This is a genomic window from Pigmentiphaga soli, from assembly GCF_039541095.1.
Taxonomy (GTDB): domain Bacteria; phylum Pseudomonadota; class Gammaproteobacteria; order Burkholderiales; family Burkholderiaceae_B; genus Pigmentiphaga; species Pigmentiphaga soli.
Map to the genome: position 1 here is coordinate 48,913 of NZ_BAABFO010000020.1, position 12,900 is coordinate 61,812.

Genomic DNA, 12,900 nt, shown 5'->3' on the forward strand with positions numbered 1-12,900 from the left:
CCGCATCACGCCAGTCCTTCCAGCTCTTCCTGCAGGGCCAGCCACCGTTCTTCGTGTTCGCCCAGCTGCTTGAGCACGTCGCCGTGCTCGGCCAGCACCCTGCGGCAGTCTTCCTTGCGGGCGTCGTCGTAGAGCGCCGGGTCGGCGATGTCGGCGTCCAGCGCCTGCTTGCGGGCTTCCAGCGCGGCCATTGCCTGTTCGATCTGCCTGAGCTGCGTTTCGAGCGGCTTGCGCAGTGCCGACATCCGCTGGCGCTGTTCGGCCTCCAGCCGTTTCTGCGCCTTGCGGTCGAGTTCGGGGGCGGCCGCCTGGCCCGGCTGTGCGTCGGACGCTTTCTGCGCCGGCGCCGCGGCATGCCGGCCGGCCAGCCAGTCGCGGTAGTCTTCCAGGTCGCCGTCGAACTCGCGCACCACGCCGTCGGCCACGATCCAGAAGCTGTCGACGGTGGTGCGCAGCAGGTGCCGGTCGTGCGACACCAGCAGCATCGTGCCTTCGAATTCGGCCAATGCTTCCGTCAACGCTTCGCGCGTGTCGACGTCGAGGTGGTTGCTGGGTTCGTCCAGCAGCAGCAGGTTCGGCTTCTTCCATACCACCAGCGCCAGCGCCAGCCGCGCCTTTTCGCCGCCCGACATCGGCCGCACCGGCGAGGTGGCGAAGTCGCCGGAGAAGCCGAAGCCGCCCAGGTAGTTGCGCAGCTCCTGCTCGCGCGTGTCGCCGGCGATGCGGGCCAGGTGCAGCAGCGGCGTGGCTTCCGGGTCGAGGATGTCGAGCTGGTGCTGGGCGAAGTAGCCCACTTCCAGCCCGCGCGCGGCCTTGCGCTGGCCGGCCAGCGGCGCCAGTTCGCCGGCCAGCGTCTTGACCAGCGTGCTCTTGCCGGCGCCGTTGGCGCCCAGGATGCCGATCCGCGCGCCGGCCCGCACCGACAGCGTCGCGCCGCGCAGCACCGGATGGTCGCCGTAGCCGGCGCCGACGGCGTCGAGCGACAGCAGCGGGTCGGGCATGTGGTCGGGCGAAGGGATGCGGATGTCGATGCCCGAGGCCGCGCGCACCGGCGCCAGCATCTGCATGCGGGCCAGCGCCTTGACCCGGCTCTGCGCCTGCTTGGCCTTGGTGGCCTTGGCCTTGAAGCGGTCGATGAAGCTTTGCAGGTGGGCCGCCTCGCGCTGCTGGCGTTCGTAGGCGATCTGGTTCTGCCGCAGCCGTTCGGCGCGCTGGGTGAGGAAGTCCTGGTAGCCGCCCTTGTAGCGCACCAGCTTGCCGTCGTCGAAATGCAGGATGGTGCGCGCCACCGCGTCGAGGAATTCGGTGTCGTGCGAGATCACCAGCACGGTGCCAGGATAGGCCGCCAGCCAGCGTTCCAGCCAAAGCATCGCGTCCAGGTCCAGGTGGTTGGTGGGTTCGTCCAGCAGCAGCAGGTCGGACGGCGCCATCAGCGCGCGCGCCAGGTTCAGCCGCATGCGCCAGCCGCCGGAAAAGCTCGCCACCGGGTCGCCGAAGCTGGATTCGGCAAAGCCCAGGCCGGCCAGCAATTGTTCGGCGCGGGCCTGCGCCGTGAAGGCGCCGGCGTCGAACAGCTCGGCTTCCAGCTCGGCCAGCCGCACGCCGTCGCGCTCGGCGTCGACCGCGGCGCGGTCGGCCTGCAGGCGGCGCAGCCGGCCGTCGCCGTCGATCACGAAGTCGAGCGCGGCGCGGTCGGTGTCGTCGATTTCCTGCGCGATCGAGGCGATGCGCCACGAGGCCGGGATCGAAAGGTTGCCAGCGTCGGCGTCGAGCCGGCCGTCGAGCAGCGCGAACAGCGTCGATTTGCCGGCGCCGTTGGCCCCCACGATGCCGACCCGTTCGCCCGGATGGACGACGAATTCGGCTTCGTTCAGCAGTACTTTGGTGCCGCGTCGAAGCGTCAGCCCGGACGCGCGGATCATGCCAATTGTTCCTGCCGCAGCAGCAATACCTGGTCGCTGCCGGCGGAGGTGTCCAGCCATATCGGGTCCAGGTGCGGGAACGCCTGTTCGAAATACGGCCGCTCGTGGCCCAGCTCCAGCACCAGCAGGCCGCCGGGTCGCAGGTAGTCGGCGGCCTGCGCCAGCAGCGGCCGGATCAGGTCCATGCCGTCGCTGCCGCCGTCCAGGGCCAGCGCCGGTTCCTGCCGGTACTCGGGCGGCAGCGCCGCCATCGATTCCGAATTGACGTAGGGCGGGTTGCACAGGATCAGGTCGTACTGGGTGGGCGGCAGGTCCTGGAACAGATTGGACTGGTGCAGCGCGACGCGGTCCTGCAGGCCGTAGCCGTCCACATTGATGCGGGCCACCGCCAGCGCGTCGGCCGACAGGTCCACCGCGTCGACCTGCGCGTGCGGGAAGGCCAGCGCCGCCAGGATCGCCAGGCAGCCGGAGCCGGTGCACATGTCGAGCGCCCACTCGACGGCGAAGGGGTCTTCGATCCACGGCGCCAGAGCGTCGTTCAGCAGCTCGCCGATGAGCGAGCGCGGCACGATCACGCGGCGGTCCACGTAGAAGCGGTGGCCGTGCATCCATGCCTCGTTGGTGAGGTAGGGGGCGGGCAGGCGCTCCGCGATGCGGCGTTCGACGATGGCCAGCACCTGTTCGCGTTCGCCGTCGAGCACGGCGGCGTCGAGGAAGGGATCGAGCCGGTCGATCGGCAGGCGCAGCGTGTGCAGGACAAGGTAGGCGGCTTCGTCGAACACGTCGAGCGTGCCATGGCCGAGCGCAATGCCGGCTGCGTTGAAGCGGCTGACCGCGTAGCGCAGCAGGTCGCGGATGGTGCGGAGGTGATGGGTGTCGGTGGGCTGCATGGCGGATAGGGCGAGCGCCGGGCCCGGCCGCGGCGGCGCGGTGCCGGGCCGCGCCTTCCTGGAAGGGCGGCGGCTGGCGCTGGGTTCTCGTCAGCCCGCTAGTGTAGCCCGGGTGCGGAATGGCGCGCGCCGCGCCTGCGCGGGCGGAACGGCGCCACGGGGCCGTTGTAGCAAAAGCGTCATGCGCGGCTGGGATGATCGCAGCCTCATCGATGGTGCCTTCTCTTGCCGACCCGTCTCCTTCTGCCGCCGTCCCGCCTGCGCCGCCGTGGGCTGGCGTCCTGGATGCTGTGCGGGCTCGCCGCGCCGGCGCTGGCCATCGGCGGCGAGGACGGGCCGCCTGTCGCGGCGCTACCGGCCGCATCGGCGGCGGCCCAGTCCGATCTTGTCGATTTCGACATTCCCGCCCAGCCGCTGGCCGATGCGCTGCGCCGCTACGCCTCGCAGAGCCGGCAGCCCGCGCTGTACCAGAGCGGGGTGGTGGCCGGCCGGACGTCTTCCGCCGTGCGCGGCCGCCATACGGCCGCGGCCGCGCTGCGGCTGCTGCTGGAAGGCTCCGGCCTGGCGGCCGAACCGGCCGGGCCCGGCCCGGATGCCGCCTTCGTGCTGCGCGCCGTCCCCGCGCCGCCGATGACGGGCCGGCGGGCATGGCCGGCGACGCCGGGTATCCCGCGCTGATCCAGTCGCGCGTGCTGGGCGTCTTGTGGCGCAGCGCCGGCGCGGCGCCTGGCGCCTATCGTGCGCTGCTGCGCTTCGAGGTGGACGAGGGCGGCCGGATCCGGCGCCCGCGGCTGCTGGGCTCGACCGGCGCCGCGCGCCGCGACGCCCTGCTGCGCGCGGCGCTGGACGGCGCCGGCCTGGACCGCCCGCCGGCGTCGATGCCGCAGCCGGTCACCCTCCTGATCCTGCCCGGCGCCACGGAACCGCCGGCCGCCGGCTGCGGCGGGGCGGCCACGCCATGACCGACGACGAACCGCTGCTGCTGGTCGACTACCTGACCAAGCACTATGCCAACCTCAAGCTGCGCGTGACGCGGCTGCTGGGCAATGGCGACCTGGCCGGCGGCGCCCTGCAGGACGCCTGGCTGCGGGTGCAGGGGCGCGAACCCGAAGCGCCGATGCAGAGCCCGGGCGGCTATCTGGTGCGGATGGCGGTCAACATCGCGCTCGACATCCAGCGCCGCCAGTCCCGGTCGCTGTCGCTCGACGAGGTCGATGCGCTGATGGACCTGGCCGATCCCGCCGCCGGCCCGGCCGAAGTGGCCGAGGCGCGCGCCGACCTGTCGCTCATGCAGGAACTGATAGAACGCATGCCGCCGCGCCGGCGCGAAGTAATGGCGCTGGTGCACATGGAAGGCATGGAGCAGAAAGAGGTGGCGCAGCGCCTGGGGGTATCGCTGCTCCGATGCCGCCCAGGCCGACGGCATCGCACTGCGCGACTGCCTGGCCGCCAACTACGCGCTGCTGCACCGGCGCCTGCTGCGCTACCTCGGCTGCCCCGACCGCGCCAGCGACTGCCTGCACGACGCCTGGCTGCGGCTGGGCGAGTCGCGGCTGCCGGCGTCGGTGCGCAACCCGGCCGCCTACGTGTACCGGGTCGCTTGCAACCTGGCGATGGATGGCCTGCGCGGCGACCGCGGTTATTTGCAGGCCGGCGAAGCCATGCTGGACAGTACCCCCGATCTAGGCCCGGGACCGGAACGGATCGCGCAAGCCCGATCGGAACTGGCCTGCGCGATCCGCGCCATCGAAGCCCTGCCGCCGCGCCACCAGGCACTGCTGATGGCACTGCGAGTGGACGGGCTCACGCGCGCCGAGGCGGCGCTGCGCCACGGCCTTTCCTTGCGCAAGGTGGACACGGCCCTGCGCCAGGCCCTGGATCGTTGCGCCGCCTACATGGAAGGCCAATATCGTGAATCGGCGGATTGATTCAAGCGTTATGCGCGCTCGGCGGAGGCGGGAGGAGTCGTGAAGACGTCGTCGAGCGTGGCGGCGTCGATCAGGGCGAAGCCCCAGGCTTCGAGATCTTGGACGGGGGCCGAGCGTAGACGCTGGGTCACGGATTCGGGCAAGGGGCCGAATTTGCGAATCAACAGGCCTTCCAGAAGACTGGCCTGGCCTTTTTGAAGCCCCTCTTCGCGAGCCTCTTTCAGCGCCTCGGCTTCGTCCATCAGGGCCAGTTGCCGCACGAACGCCAGCCGCCGGGCTTCGTCGTCCATCTGCAGCACCTTCAGCCGTTCCAGCGCCTGGCGTACCGGCGGGTGGGTGATTTCGTCCATTCTGGCGTCCTCCTGGCTATGCTGAAAGCAGGTGATCCACGCGGGCAGCGCTGCGGGATGCTTCCCCAGCCGATCCGCCTTCGGCAATTCTACGATATGAAGCACCAGCTCACGTCCCAGCACGACGGCGGGCAGGCGCCCATCGCGTACGTAGCCTTCCCCACTGCCAATCTGGTTCGATAGCGTACGCGCCAGGTAGTACGTGCTCCGAGGCGACCAACGGCCACGGCGGCGCACTTGCAATTCGACGTTGTACAAATGCCCCGCCGCATCGCGCACCAGCAGATCCAGCACGATGAGCTTGCCGCCCAGTTCTTTGGGATCGATCTGGGGATTCAATATGCGCACCACCTTGATCGGCGGCTCGTCATAGCGCACCGCGTTGATCAGGTCGGTCAGCAGTTCCGGCGCATCGGCGAACACCATCTTGAACACCGCGTCGTTGCGCAGGTCCATGAGCGGGGGCGTTTCCGGGGAATAGGGTGGGGGTTCGGACTCCGATAAAAAGCGGAGCGGCGAAAAGTCTGAACGAGCGGCCTGATGGAAAGATGCGGAAAGGCGCATGGTGGAATCTTCCTGAAAAGGGAGTTCCACCCTAGAAGGCTTGGCGTTCTTTCGACAGGCCCCGGTCCTATTCCTGTCTGCCCGGAAAAATACTCATCTGCTGCGCGTCCGGTCGACGCCTTGCCGCTTGCCTCGGTGGCGAGGGGTGTCAGCCGGCTGGCGGGGCCAGCAGCGCTTCCAGCGTGCGCCGGTAGATGTTCTTCAGCGGTTCGAGGCTGGCCAGCTCGATGTGTTCGTTGATCTTGTGGATGCTGGCATTGACCGGCCCGAACTCCACCACCTGCGGACAGATCTTCGCGATGAAGCGGCCGTCGGACGTGCCGCCGGTGGTGGACAGCTCCGTCTCGATGCCCGTTTCGGCGCGGATCGCGCCAGACAGCGCATCGCACAGCGTGCCGCGCGGCGTCAGGAAGGGCAGGCCACTGAGCGTCCAATCGAGCGTGAATTCGAGCCCGTGGCGATGCAGGATCTCCAGCACCCGCTGCTTGAGCGACTCGGCGGTGCTGGCGGTGGAGAAGCGGAAGTTGAAATCCACCACCGCCGTGCCTGGCACCACGTTGCTGGCGCCGGTGCCGGCGTGGAAGTTGGATATCTGGAAGGTGGTTGGCGGGAAATATTCGTTGCCGTCGTCCCACCGGGTGGCGGCCAGTTCGGCCAGCGCCGGCGCCGCCTGGTGGATGGGATTGCGAGCCTTCTCCGGATAAGCCACGTGGCCCTGGATGCCGATCACCGTCAGCCGGCCCGACAGCGAGCCGCGCCGGCCGTTCTTGATGGTATCGCCCAGCCGCGCCGACGAGGTCGGCTCGCCCACGATGCAGAAGTCGGGCCGCTCGCCGCGCGCCTCCAGCATTTCGCACACCTTGACCGTGCCGTCGGTGGCCGGGCCTTCCTCGTCGGAGGTCAGCAGAAAAGCGATCGAGCCGGGCGCGTCGGGACGGCGCGCCACGAATTCCTCCACTGCCACCACGAAGGCCGCGATCGAGCTTTTCATGTCGGCCGCGCCGCGGCCGTACAGCTTGCCGTCGACATGCGTGGGGACGAACGGGTCGGTATTCCACTGCTCGCGCGGCCCAGGAGGCACGACGTCGGTATGGCCGGCGAACACGACCAGCGGACCTTGCGTGCCGCGCCGCGCCCAGAGATTGACGACGCCGCCGCTTTCCAGCGTTTCGCAGGCGAAGCCCAGCGCGCGCAGCCGTTCGACCAGCAGCGGCTGGCAGCCGAGATCGGCCGGCGTGACCGACGGCAGGCGGATGAGGTCTTCGACCAGGGAAAGAACAGGCGAGGTCATGGCGATTGGAAAAAAGAAGGTCTCAGTTGCTCCACCGCGCCGCCCCCTCCAGGATGCGGCGGATCCGGCTCCGCCGGTCCGCCCGCATCGCCCCTTGAGGGGCGCGCGAAGCGTAGGGGTGGGCGTTCCCTACGGGCGCGCGAAGCGCGTAGGGGTGGGTTCATCAGGTCCGCAGCAAATCGTTGATGCTGGTCTTGGCGCGCGTCTGCGCGTCCACCCGCTTGACGATCACGGCGCAGTACAGGCTGTACTTGCCGTCGGCCGACGGCAGGCTGCCCGGCACCACCACCGAGCCCGACGGCACGCGGCCGTACAGGATCTCGCCGCTTTCGCGGTCGTAGATCTTGGTGCTCTGGCCGATGAACACGCCCATCGACAGTACCGAGTTCTCTTCCACCACCACGCCTTCCACCACTTCGGAGCGGGCGCCGATGAAGCAGTTGTCTTCGATGATGGTAGGGTTGGCCTGCAGCGGCTCCAGCACGCCGCCGATGCCCACGCCGCCCGACAGGTGCACGTTCTTGCCGATCTGCGCGCACGAGCCCACGGTGGCCCAGGTGTCGACCATCGTGCCTTCGTCGACGTAGGCGCCGATGTTCACGTAGGAAGGCATCAGCACCACGTTCTTCGCGATGAAGGCGCCGCGCCGCGCCACCGCCGGCGGCACCACGCGCAGGCCGCCCTGGCGGAAGGACTCGGCGTCGTAGCTTTCGAACTTGGTGGCCACCTTGTCGAAGAACTGCAGCCCGCCGCCGCCCATCACGGCGTTGTCCTGCAGCCGGAACGACAGCAGCACCGCCTTCTTCAGCCACTGGTGCACGGTCCAGCCGGCGCCGGTCTTCTCGGCCACGCGCAGCGTGCCTTTGTCGAGCGCGCCGATCGCGTGTTCCACGGCGTCGCGCACTTCGGCCGGCGCGGCCGTGGCCGACAGCGAGGCGCGGTCTTCCCACGCCTGTTCGATGATGGTTTGCAGTTGTTGGGTCATGTCGTCGTTTTGTGGTTGATACAAGGATTCGTTACAGGCCGCGCACGTAGCGGGCGATGCGGTGCGCGGCTTCCACGCATTCGTCGAGCGGCGCCACCAGCGCCAGCCGCACGCGGCCCTTGCCGGGATTGCCGCCGGCCGCGTCGTCGCGCGCCAGGAAGCTGCCGGGCAGCGTCATGATGCCCTCGCGCTCCAGCAGCCCGCGCGCGAACTCGGTGTCGGAACCCGGCGTGCGCGGCCACAGGTAGAACGAGGCCGGCGGCCGCGGCACCTCCAGCACGTCCTGCAGGATCGGCAGCACGGCGTCGAACTTGGCCCGGTACAGCCGCCGGTTCTCACGCACGTGTTGTTCGTCGTTCCAGGCGGCGATGCTGGCCGCGGCCACGATCTCGCTCATCGCGCTGCCGTGGTAGGTGCGGTACAGCAGGAATTGTTCGAGCAGCGCGCGGTCGCCCGCCACGAAGCCCGACCGCATGCCGGGCACGTTGGAGCGCTTCGAGAGGCTGGAGAACACCACGAGGTTGCGGAAGTCTTCGCGGCCCAGGCGGTGGGCGGCCTCCAGCGCGCCCAGCGGCGGGCGTTCCTCGTCGAGGTAGATCTCGGAATAGCATTCGTCGGACGCGATCACGAAGCCGTGGCGGTCCGACAGCTCGAACAGGCGCTCCCACTCGCCCAGCGTGACGATGGCGCCCGACGGATTGGCCGGCGAGCACACGTACACCAGCCGCGTTTCCGACCAGGCCTGCTCGCCGATCGCGCTCCAGTCGGCGGCGAAGTCGCGCGCGGGGTCGTTGTTGTAGAACGTGGGGCGCGCGCCGGCCAGCAGCGCCGCGCCTTCGTAGATCTGGTAGAACGGGTTGGGGCTCAGCACGCGCGCGTGGCGCTCGTCCGGGTCCAGCACCGTCTGCGCGAACGCGAACAGCGCCTCGCGTGAGCCGAGCACCGGCAGCACCTGGCCGTCGGGGTCGATCGCCGGCAGCCCGTAGCGCCGCATCAGCCAGGCCGCGATCGCGCCGCGCAGCGCGCCGCTGCCGCGCGTGAGCGGGTAGCCGGACAGGCCTTTGAGGTTGCGCGTGAGCGCCTCTTCGATGAAGGCGGGCGTGGGATGCTTGGGCTCGCCGATCGACAGGTTGATGGGCCGCAGCTCGGCCGGCGGCGTGACGCCGGCATACAATGCCCTGAGCTTTTCGAATGGGTAGGGCTGGAGCGCCCTCAGACGTGGGTTCATGGGCGCGATTGTACCCTCGCGGGCGCCGCGCCGCTGCGGCCGGGGCGCCCCGAGTCGGGTACAATCGACCTTTCGTGCGACCGTGGCGAAATTGGTAGACGCAACAGGTTTAGGTCCTGTCGGGAGAAATCCTGTGGAGGTTCGATTCCTCTCGGTCGCACCATGCATCAGAATCTTCTCCCGCCGCGTCCGCCGGCCCCGGCGCCCGCGGCGGAACCGCCGTGCCGCGCTGCGGCGCGACCCCTCGTCCGGCTGTGGCACAATTCAGAAAGCCGGGTGGCCCGGCGGCGTCTGCGCGCCCCGGGGAGTCGGACGGCGCGGCGATTCCGGTATCGATGACAACTCTTAATATAGGTTTTTGCATGCAGCCTGTGGTTGAAACCCTGTCGGGTCTCGAGCGACGCGTGGATCTTTCCGTGCCGGTGGCCGACATCGAAAAGGAAGTCGAATCCCGCCTGAAGCGCCTGGCCCGCACCGCCAAGATGCCGGGGTTCCGGCCGGGCAAGGTGCCGCTGCCGATGCTGGCCCGCACCTACGGCCCCGAGCTGCGCATGGAAGTGCTCAACGCCAAGGTGGGCGACGCGCTGCAAAAGACCGTGACCGATTCCAAGCTGCGCCTGGCCGGCTCGCCTTCGGTGGAGCCCAAGACGGAAGGCGTCGACGAGGGTTCCGTGGCCTTTACCGCCACGTTCGAAGTCTACCCCGAAGTCAGCGTGCCTGACCTGTCGACTTTGGAAGTCACCAGGGCCACCAGCGAAGTGGGCGATGCCGAGGTCGACCGCACGGTCGAGATCCTGCGCAAGCAGCGCGTGTCGTTCCAGGAACGCGAGGGCCGCGCCGCGGCCGACGACGACCGCGTCACGCTGGATTTCGCCGGCACCATCGACGGCGTGGCCTTCGAAGGCGGCACCGCGCAAGACTTCTCCTTCGTGCTGGGCCAGGGCCGCATGCTGCCCGAGTTCGAGGAAGCCGCGCGCGGCCTGAAGGCGGGCGACACCAAGGTGTTCCCGCTCAAGTTCCCCGACGACTACGGTTCGCCCACGGTGGCCGGCAAGATCGCCGAATTCACCATCACGATCAAGAAGGTGGAAGAGGGCGTGCTGCCCGAGGTCGACGCCGAGTTCGCCCGCCAGCTGGGCCAGGCTGAAGGCGACGTCGAGAAGCTGCGCGCCGACATCCGCGCCAACCTGGAGCGCGAGATCAAGCAGCGCACGCTGGCCCGCACCAAGAGCAGCGTGATGGACGCGCTGGTCAAGGCCGCTTCCTTCGAGGTGCCCAAGGCGCTGGTTTCCGAAGACGTGCAAAGCCGCATCGCCGCCGCCCGCGAAGACCTGAAGCAGCGCGGCGTGCCGAATGCCGATACGCTGCCGATCCCGGAAGACGCTTTCAGCGCCGAATCCGAGCGCCGCGTGCGCCTGGGCCTGCTGGTGTCGGAACTGGTCTCCAAGGAAAACCTGCGCAGCCGGCCCGACCAGGTTCGCGCGCGGATCGAGGAAATGGCGCAGAGCTACGAAAAGCCCGCCGAAGTGGTGCGCTACTACCTGACCGACAAGAACCGCCTGGCCGAGATCGAGGCGCTGGTGCTGGAAGACAACGTCGTGCAGCACGTGCTGTCGAAGGCCAAGGTGACCGAACAGAACGTCGGTTTCGATGAATTGATGGGAACGACCTGATGCAACGCTTCGTAGATTTCTACGCATCGATGTACGGGGCCGAGTCGCTCGGCCCCAAGGCCCTCGGCTACGTGCCGATGGTGATCGAACAATCCGGTCGCGGCGAACGTGCGTACGATATCTACTCGCGTCTGCTGAAAGAACGGGTGGTGTTCATGGTCGGCCCGGTGGCCGACGCGATGGCCAACCTGATCGTGGCCCAGCTGCTGTTCCTGGAGTCCGAGAATCCCGAGAAGGACATCTCGCTCTACATCAACTCGCCGGGCGGCTCGATCTACGCGGGCATGGCGATCTACGACACCATGCAGTTCGTCAAGCCCGACGTTTCCACGCTATGCACCGGCCTGGCCGCCAGCATGGGCGCCTTCCTGCTGTCGGCGGGCGCCAAGGGCAAGCGCTTCTCGCTGCCCAACTCGCGCATCATGATCCACCAGCCTTCGGGCGGCGCGCAGGGCCAGGCCACCGATATCGAGATCCACGCGCGCGAGATCCTGTATCTGCGCGAGCGCCTGAACGGCATCCTGGCCGAGAACACCGGGCAGAGCATCGAGCGCATCGCGCTCGACACCGAACGCGACAATTTCATGTCGGCGGCCGATGCGCTATCGTATGGACTGATAGACAAGGTATTGGCCAGCCGTACCGAACAGGGTTGAGCATGTCCGAAAAGAAAGGGTCGAACGAAAAGCTGCTGTACTGCTCTTTCTGCGGTAAGAGCCAGCATGAAGTCCGCAAACTGATCGCCGGGCCGTCGGTGTTCATCTGCGACGAGTGCATCGACCTGTGCAACGACATCATCCGCGACGAAGTCGCGGCCGATGCCAAGACGGGCGCCAAGTCCGAGCTGCCCACGCCGGCCGAGATCAAAGAGATCCTCGACCAGTACGTGATCGGCCAGGCCCGCGCCAAGCGCATCCTCGCGGTGGCCGTCTACAATCACTACAAGCGCATCCGCCACAGCGGCGGCAAGGCCGACGACGTCGAGCTCTCCAAGAGCAACATCCTCTTGATCGGGCCCACCGGCTCGGGCAAGACGCTGCTGGCGCAAACGCTCGCGCGGCTGCTGAACGTGCCGTTCGTGATCGCCGACGCCACCACGTTGACCGAAGCCGGCTACGTGGGCGAAGACGTCGAGAACATCATCCAGAAGCTGCTGCAGAACTGCAACTACGATGTGGAAAAGGCCCAGCGCGGCATCGTCTACATCGACGAGATCGACAAGATCTCGCGCAAGGCCGACAACCCGTCCATCACGCGCGACGTGTCGGGCGAGGGCGTGCAGCAGGCCCTGCTCAAGCTGATCGAGGGCACGGTCGCCTCGGTGCCGCCGCAGGGCGGCCGCAAGCACCCGAACCAGGATTTCGTGCAGATCGACACCACGAACATCCTGTTCATCTGCGGCGGCGCGTTCGACGGCCTGGAAAAAGTCATCCGCGGCCGCACGGAAAAATCCGGCATCGGCTTCGGCGCCTCGGTCAAGGCGCCGTCGGAACGTTCCGTCAGCGAGCTGTTCGGCGAGGTCGAGCCGGAAGACCTGATCAAGTTCGGCCTGATCCCCGAACTGGTGGGCCGCCTGCCCGTCATCGCCACGCTCGACGAGCTCAACGAAGAGGTGCTGGTCCAGATCCTGGTCGAGCCCAAGAACGCGCTGGTCAAGCAGTTCCAGAAGCTGATCGCGATGGAGGGCGCCGAACTCGACGTCCGTCCCCAGGCGCTGGCGGCCATCGCCCAGCGCGCGCTCAAGCGCAAGACCGGCGCCCGCGGCCTGCGCTCCATCATCGAGGCGGCGCTGCTCGACACCATGTACGAACTGCCCACCCAGGGCAACGTCGCCAAGGTGGTGCTCGACGAAAACGCCATCAATGGCGAGGGCGCGCCCCTGCTGATCTACGGCGACAAGCCCAAGGTCGCCTCCTCGTCGAAGCACTGAGCCACGGCGGCCGGCCGGCCGCCGTGGCGTGCTACAGTGTTTCCCATCGTGCGTGGCCTTCCGTCCCGGCCGGGAACGGGGGCCGTTTCATTGCCGGGCCCGTTCCTTGCAGCAGAGCGGGCACGATAATCGCTTCCCG

The 12,900-nt window shown here is 68.4% G+C and carries 12 protein-coding genes, 1 tRNA gene and 1 pseudogene; 8 read left to right on the forward strand and 6 right to left on the reverse strand.

The window, feature by feature from the left end; all coding sequences use genetic code 11:
- Nucleotides 1-5 precede the first annotated feature (5 nt).
- Both ABD927_RS18290 and prmB read right to left on the reverse strand, forming a co-directional pair.
- Nucleotides 6-1,922, reverse strand: a complete 1,917-nt coding sequence (locus ABD927_RS18290; RefSeq protein ID WP_345251286.1) for an ABC-F family ATP-binding cassette domain-containing protein — start codon at nt 1,920-1,922, stop codon at nt 6-8.
- Nucleotides 1,919-2,812, reverse strand: a complete 894-nt coding sequence (gene prmB, locus ABD927_RS18295) for a 50S ribosomal protein L3 N(5)-glutamine methyltransferase (RefSeq protein ID WP_345251287.1) — start codon at nt 2,810-2,812, stop codon at nt 1,919-1,921. The genes ABD927_RS18290 and prmB overlap by 4 nt, the downstream gene beginning before the upstream one ends.
- Before the next feature lie 285 nt (nt 2,813-3,097).
- Here prmB and ABD927_RS18300 point away from each other — a divergent pair, with 285 nt between their 5' ends.
- The 4 genes and pseudogenes from ABD927_RS18300 to ABD927_RS18315 all read left to right on the forward strand — a co-directional run bounded on the left by ABD927_RS18300 (nt 3,098) and on the right by ABD927_RS18315 (nt 4,740).
- On the forward strand, nt 3,098-3,490 hold the full coding sequence (locus tag ABD927_RS18300; RefSeq protein WP_345251288.1) for a hypothetical protein: 393 nt from the start codon (nt 3,098-3,100) through the stop codon (nt 3,488-3,490).
- Nucleotides 3,460-3,774, forward strand: coding sequence for a hypothetical protein (locus ABD927_RS18305; protein WP_345251289.1), 315 nt, complete (start codon nt 3,460-3,462; stop codon nt 3,772-3,774). The genes ABD927_RS18300 and ABD927_RS18305 overlap by 31 nt, the downstream gene beginning before the upstream one ends.
- Before the next feature lie 155 nt (nt 3,775-3,929).
- Nucleotides 3,930-4,202, forward strand: a pseudogene (locus ABD927_RS24575) (RNA polymerase sigma factor); the annotation flags it as partial.
- A gap of 40 nt (nt 4,203-4,242) precedes the next feature.
- Entirely contained in the window at nt 4,243-4,740 is a 498-nt protein-coding gene (locus ABD927_RS18315; protein ID WP_345251319.1) for an RNA polymerase sigma factor, read from the forward strand.
- 8 nt (nt 4,741-4,748) lie between these two features.
- Here the strand turns inward: ABD927_RS18315 and ABD927_RS18320 are convergent, their stop codons facing one another.
- The 4 genes from ABD927_RS18320 to dapC all read right to left on the reverse strand — a co-directional run bounded on the left by ABD927_RS18320 (nt 4,749) and on the right by dapC (nt 9,158).
- Entirely contained in the window at nt 4,749-5,546 is a 798-nt protein-coding gene (locus tag ABD927_RS18320) for a PD-(D/E)XK nuclease family transposase (protein ID WP_345251291.1), read from the reverse strand.
- A gap of 256 nt (nt 5,547-5,802) precedes the next feature.
- The gene (dapE, locus tag ABD927_RS18325; protein WP_345251292.1) at nt 5,803-6,945 is read right to left on the reverse strand and encodes a succinyl-diaminopimelate desuccinylase; all 1,143 of its coding nucleotides are present in this window, start codon (nt 6,943-6,945) and stop codon (nt 5,803-5,805) included.
- A 163-nt stretch (nt 6,946-7,108) separates the two neighbouring features.
- Entirely contained in the window at nt 7,109-7,930 is an 822-nt protein-coding gene (dapD, locus tag ABD927_RS18330) for a 2,3,4,5-tetrahydropyridine-2,6-dicarboxylate N-succinyltransferase (RefSeq protein WP_345251293.1), read from the reverse strand.
- A gap of 31 nt (nt 7,931-7,961) precedes the next feature.
- Complete coding sequence (gene dapC, locus ABD927_RS18335; protein ID WP_345251294.1) at nt 7,962-9,158, reverse strand: succinyldiaminopimelate transaminase; 1,197 nt, start codon at nt 9,156-9,158, stop codon at nt 7,962-7,964.
- 76 nt (nt 9,159-9,234) lie between these two features.
- Between dapC and ABD927_RS18340 the strand changes: the two genes are divergently transcribed.
- The 4 genes from ABD927_RS18340 (at nt 9,235) to clpX (ending at nt 12,761) form a co-directional block, all read left to right on the forward strand.
- A tRNA-Leu gene (locus ABD927_RS18340) sits at nt 9,235-9,321 on the forward strand.
- A 199-nt stretch (nt 9,322-9,520) separates the two neighbouring features.
- A complete protein-coding gene (gene tig, locus ABD927_RS18345) occupies nt 9,521-10,831 on the forward strand; it encodes a trigger factor (protein ID WP_345251295.1) in 1,311 nt (436 codons plus the stop codon).
- Nucleotides 10,831-11,487, forward strand: coding sequence for an ATP-dependent Clp endopeptidase proteolytic subunit ClpP (gene clpP, locus ABD927_RS18350; RefSeq protein WP_345251296.1), 657 nt, complete (start codon nt 10,831-10,833; stop codon nt 11,485-11,487). The genes tig and clpP overlap by 1 nt, the downstream gene beginning before the upstream one ends.
- 2 nt (nt 11,488-11,489) lie before the next feature.
- Entirely contained in the window at nt 11,490-12,761 is a 1,272-nt protein-coding gene (gene clpX, locus ABD927_RS18355) for an ATP-dependent Clp protease ATP-binding subunit ClpX (protein WP_345251297.1), read from the forward strand.
- Nucleotides 12,762-12,900 lie beyond the last annotated feature (139 nt).

Coding starts and splice junctions, on each gene's coding strand:
- ABD927_RS18290 (WP_345251286.1), bottom strand. CDS start 1,922: ATGATCCGCGCGTCCGGGCTGACGCTTCGACGCGGCACCAAAGTACTG.
- prmB (WP_345251287.1), bottom strand. CDS start 2,812: ATGCAGCCCACCGACACCCATCACCTCCGCACCATCCGCGACCTGCTG.
- ABD927_RS18300 (WP_345251288.1), top strand. CDS start 3,098: ATGCTGTGCGGGCTCGCCGCGCCGGCGCTGGCCATCGGCGGCGAGGAC.
- ABD927_RS18305 (WP_345251289.1), top strand. CDS start 3,460: ATGGCCGGCGACGCCGGGTATCCCGCGCTGATCCAGTCGCGCGTGCTG.
- ABD927_RS18320 (WP_345251291.1), bottom strand. CDS start 5,546: ATGGACCTGCGCAACGACGCGGTGTTCAAGATGGTGTTCGCCGATGCG.
- dapE (WP_345251292.1), bottom strand. CDS start 6,945: ATGACCTCGCCTGTTCTTTCCCTGGTCGAAGACCTCATCCGCCTGCCG.
- dapD (WP_345251293.1), bottom strand. CDS start 7,930: ATGACCCAACAACTGCAAACCATCATCGAACAGGCGTGGGAAGACCGC.
- dapC (WP_345251294.1), bottom strand. CDS start 9,158: ATGAACCCACGTCTGAGGGCGCTCCAGCCCTACCCATTCGAAAAGCTC.
- tig (WP_345251295.1), top strand. CDS start 9,521: ATGCAGCCTGTGGTTGAAACCCTGTCGGGTCTCGAGCGACGCGTGGAT.
- clpP (WP_345251296.1), top strand. CDS start 10,831: ATGCAACGCTTCGTAGATTTCTACGCATCGATGTACGGGGCCGAGTCG.
- clpX (WP_345251297.1), top strand. CDS start 11,490: ATGTCCGAAAAGAAAGGGTCGAACGAAAAGCTGCTGTACTGCTCTTTC.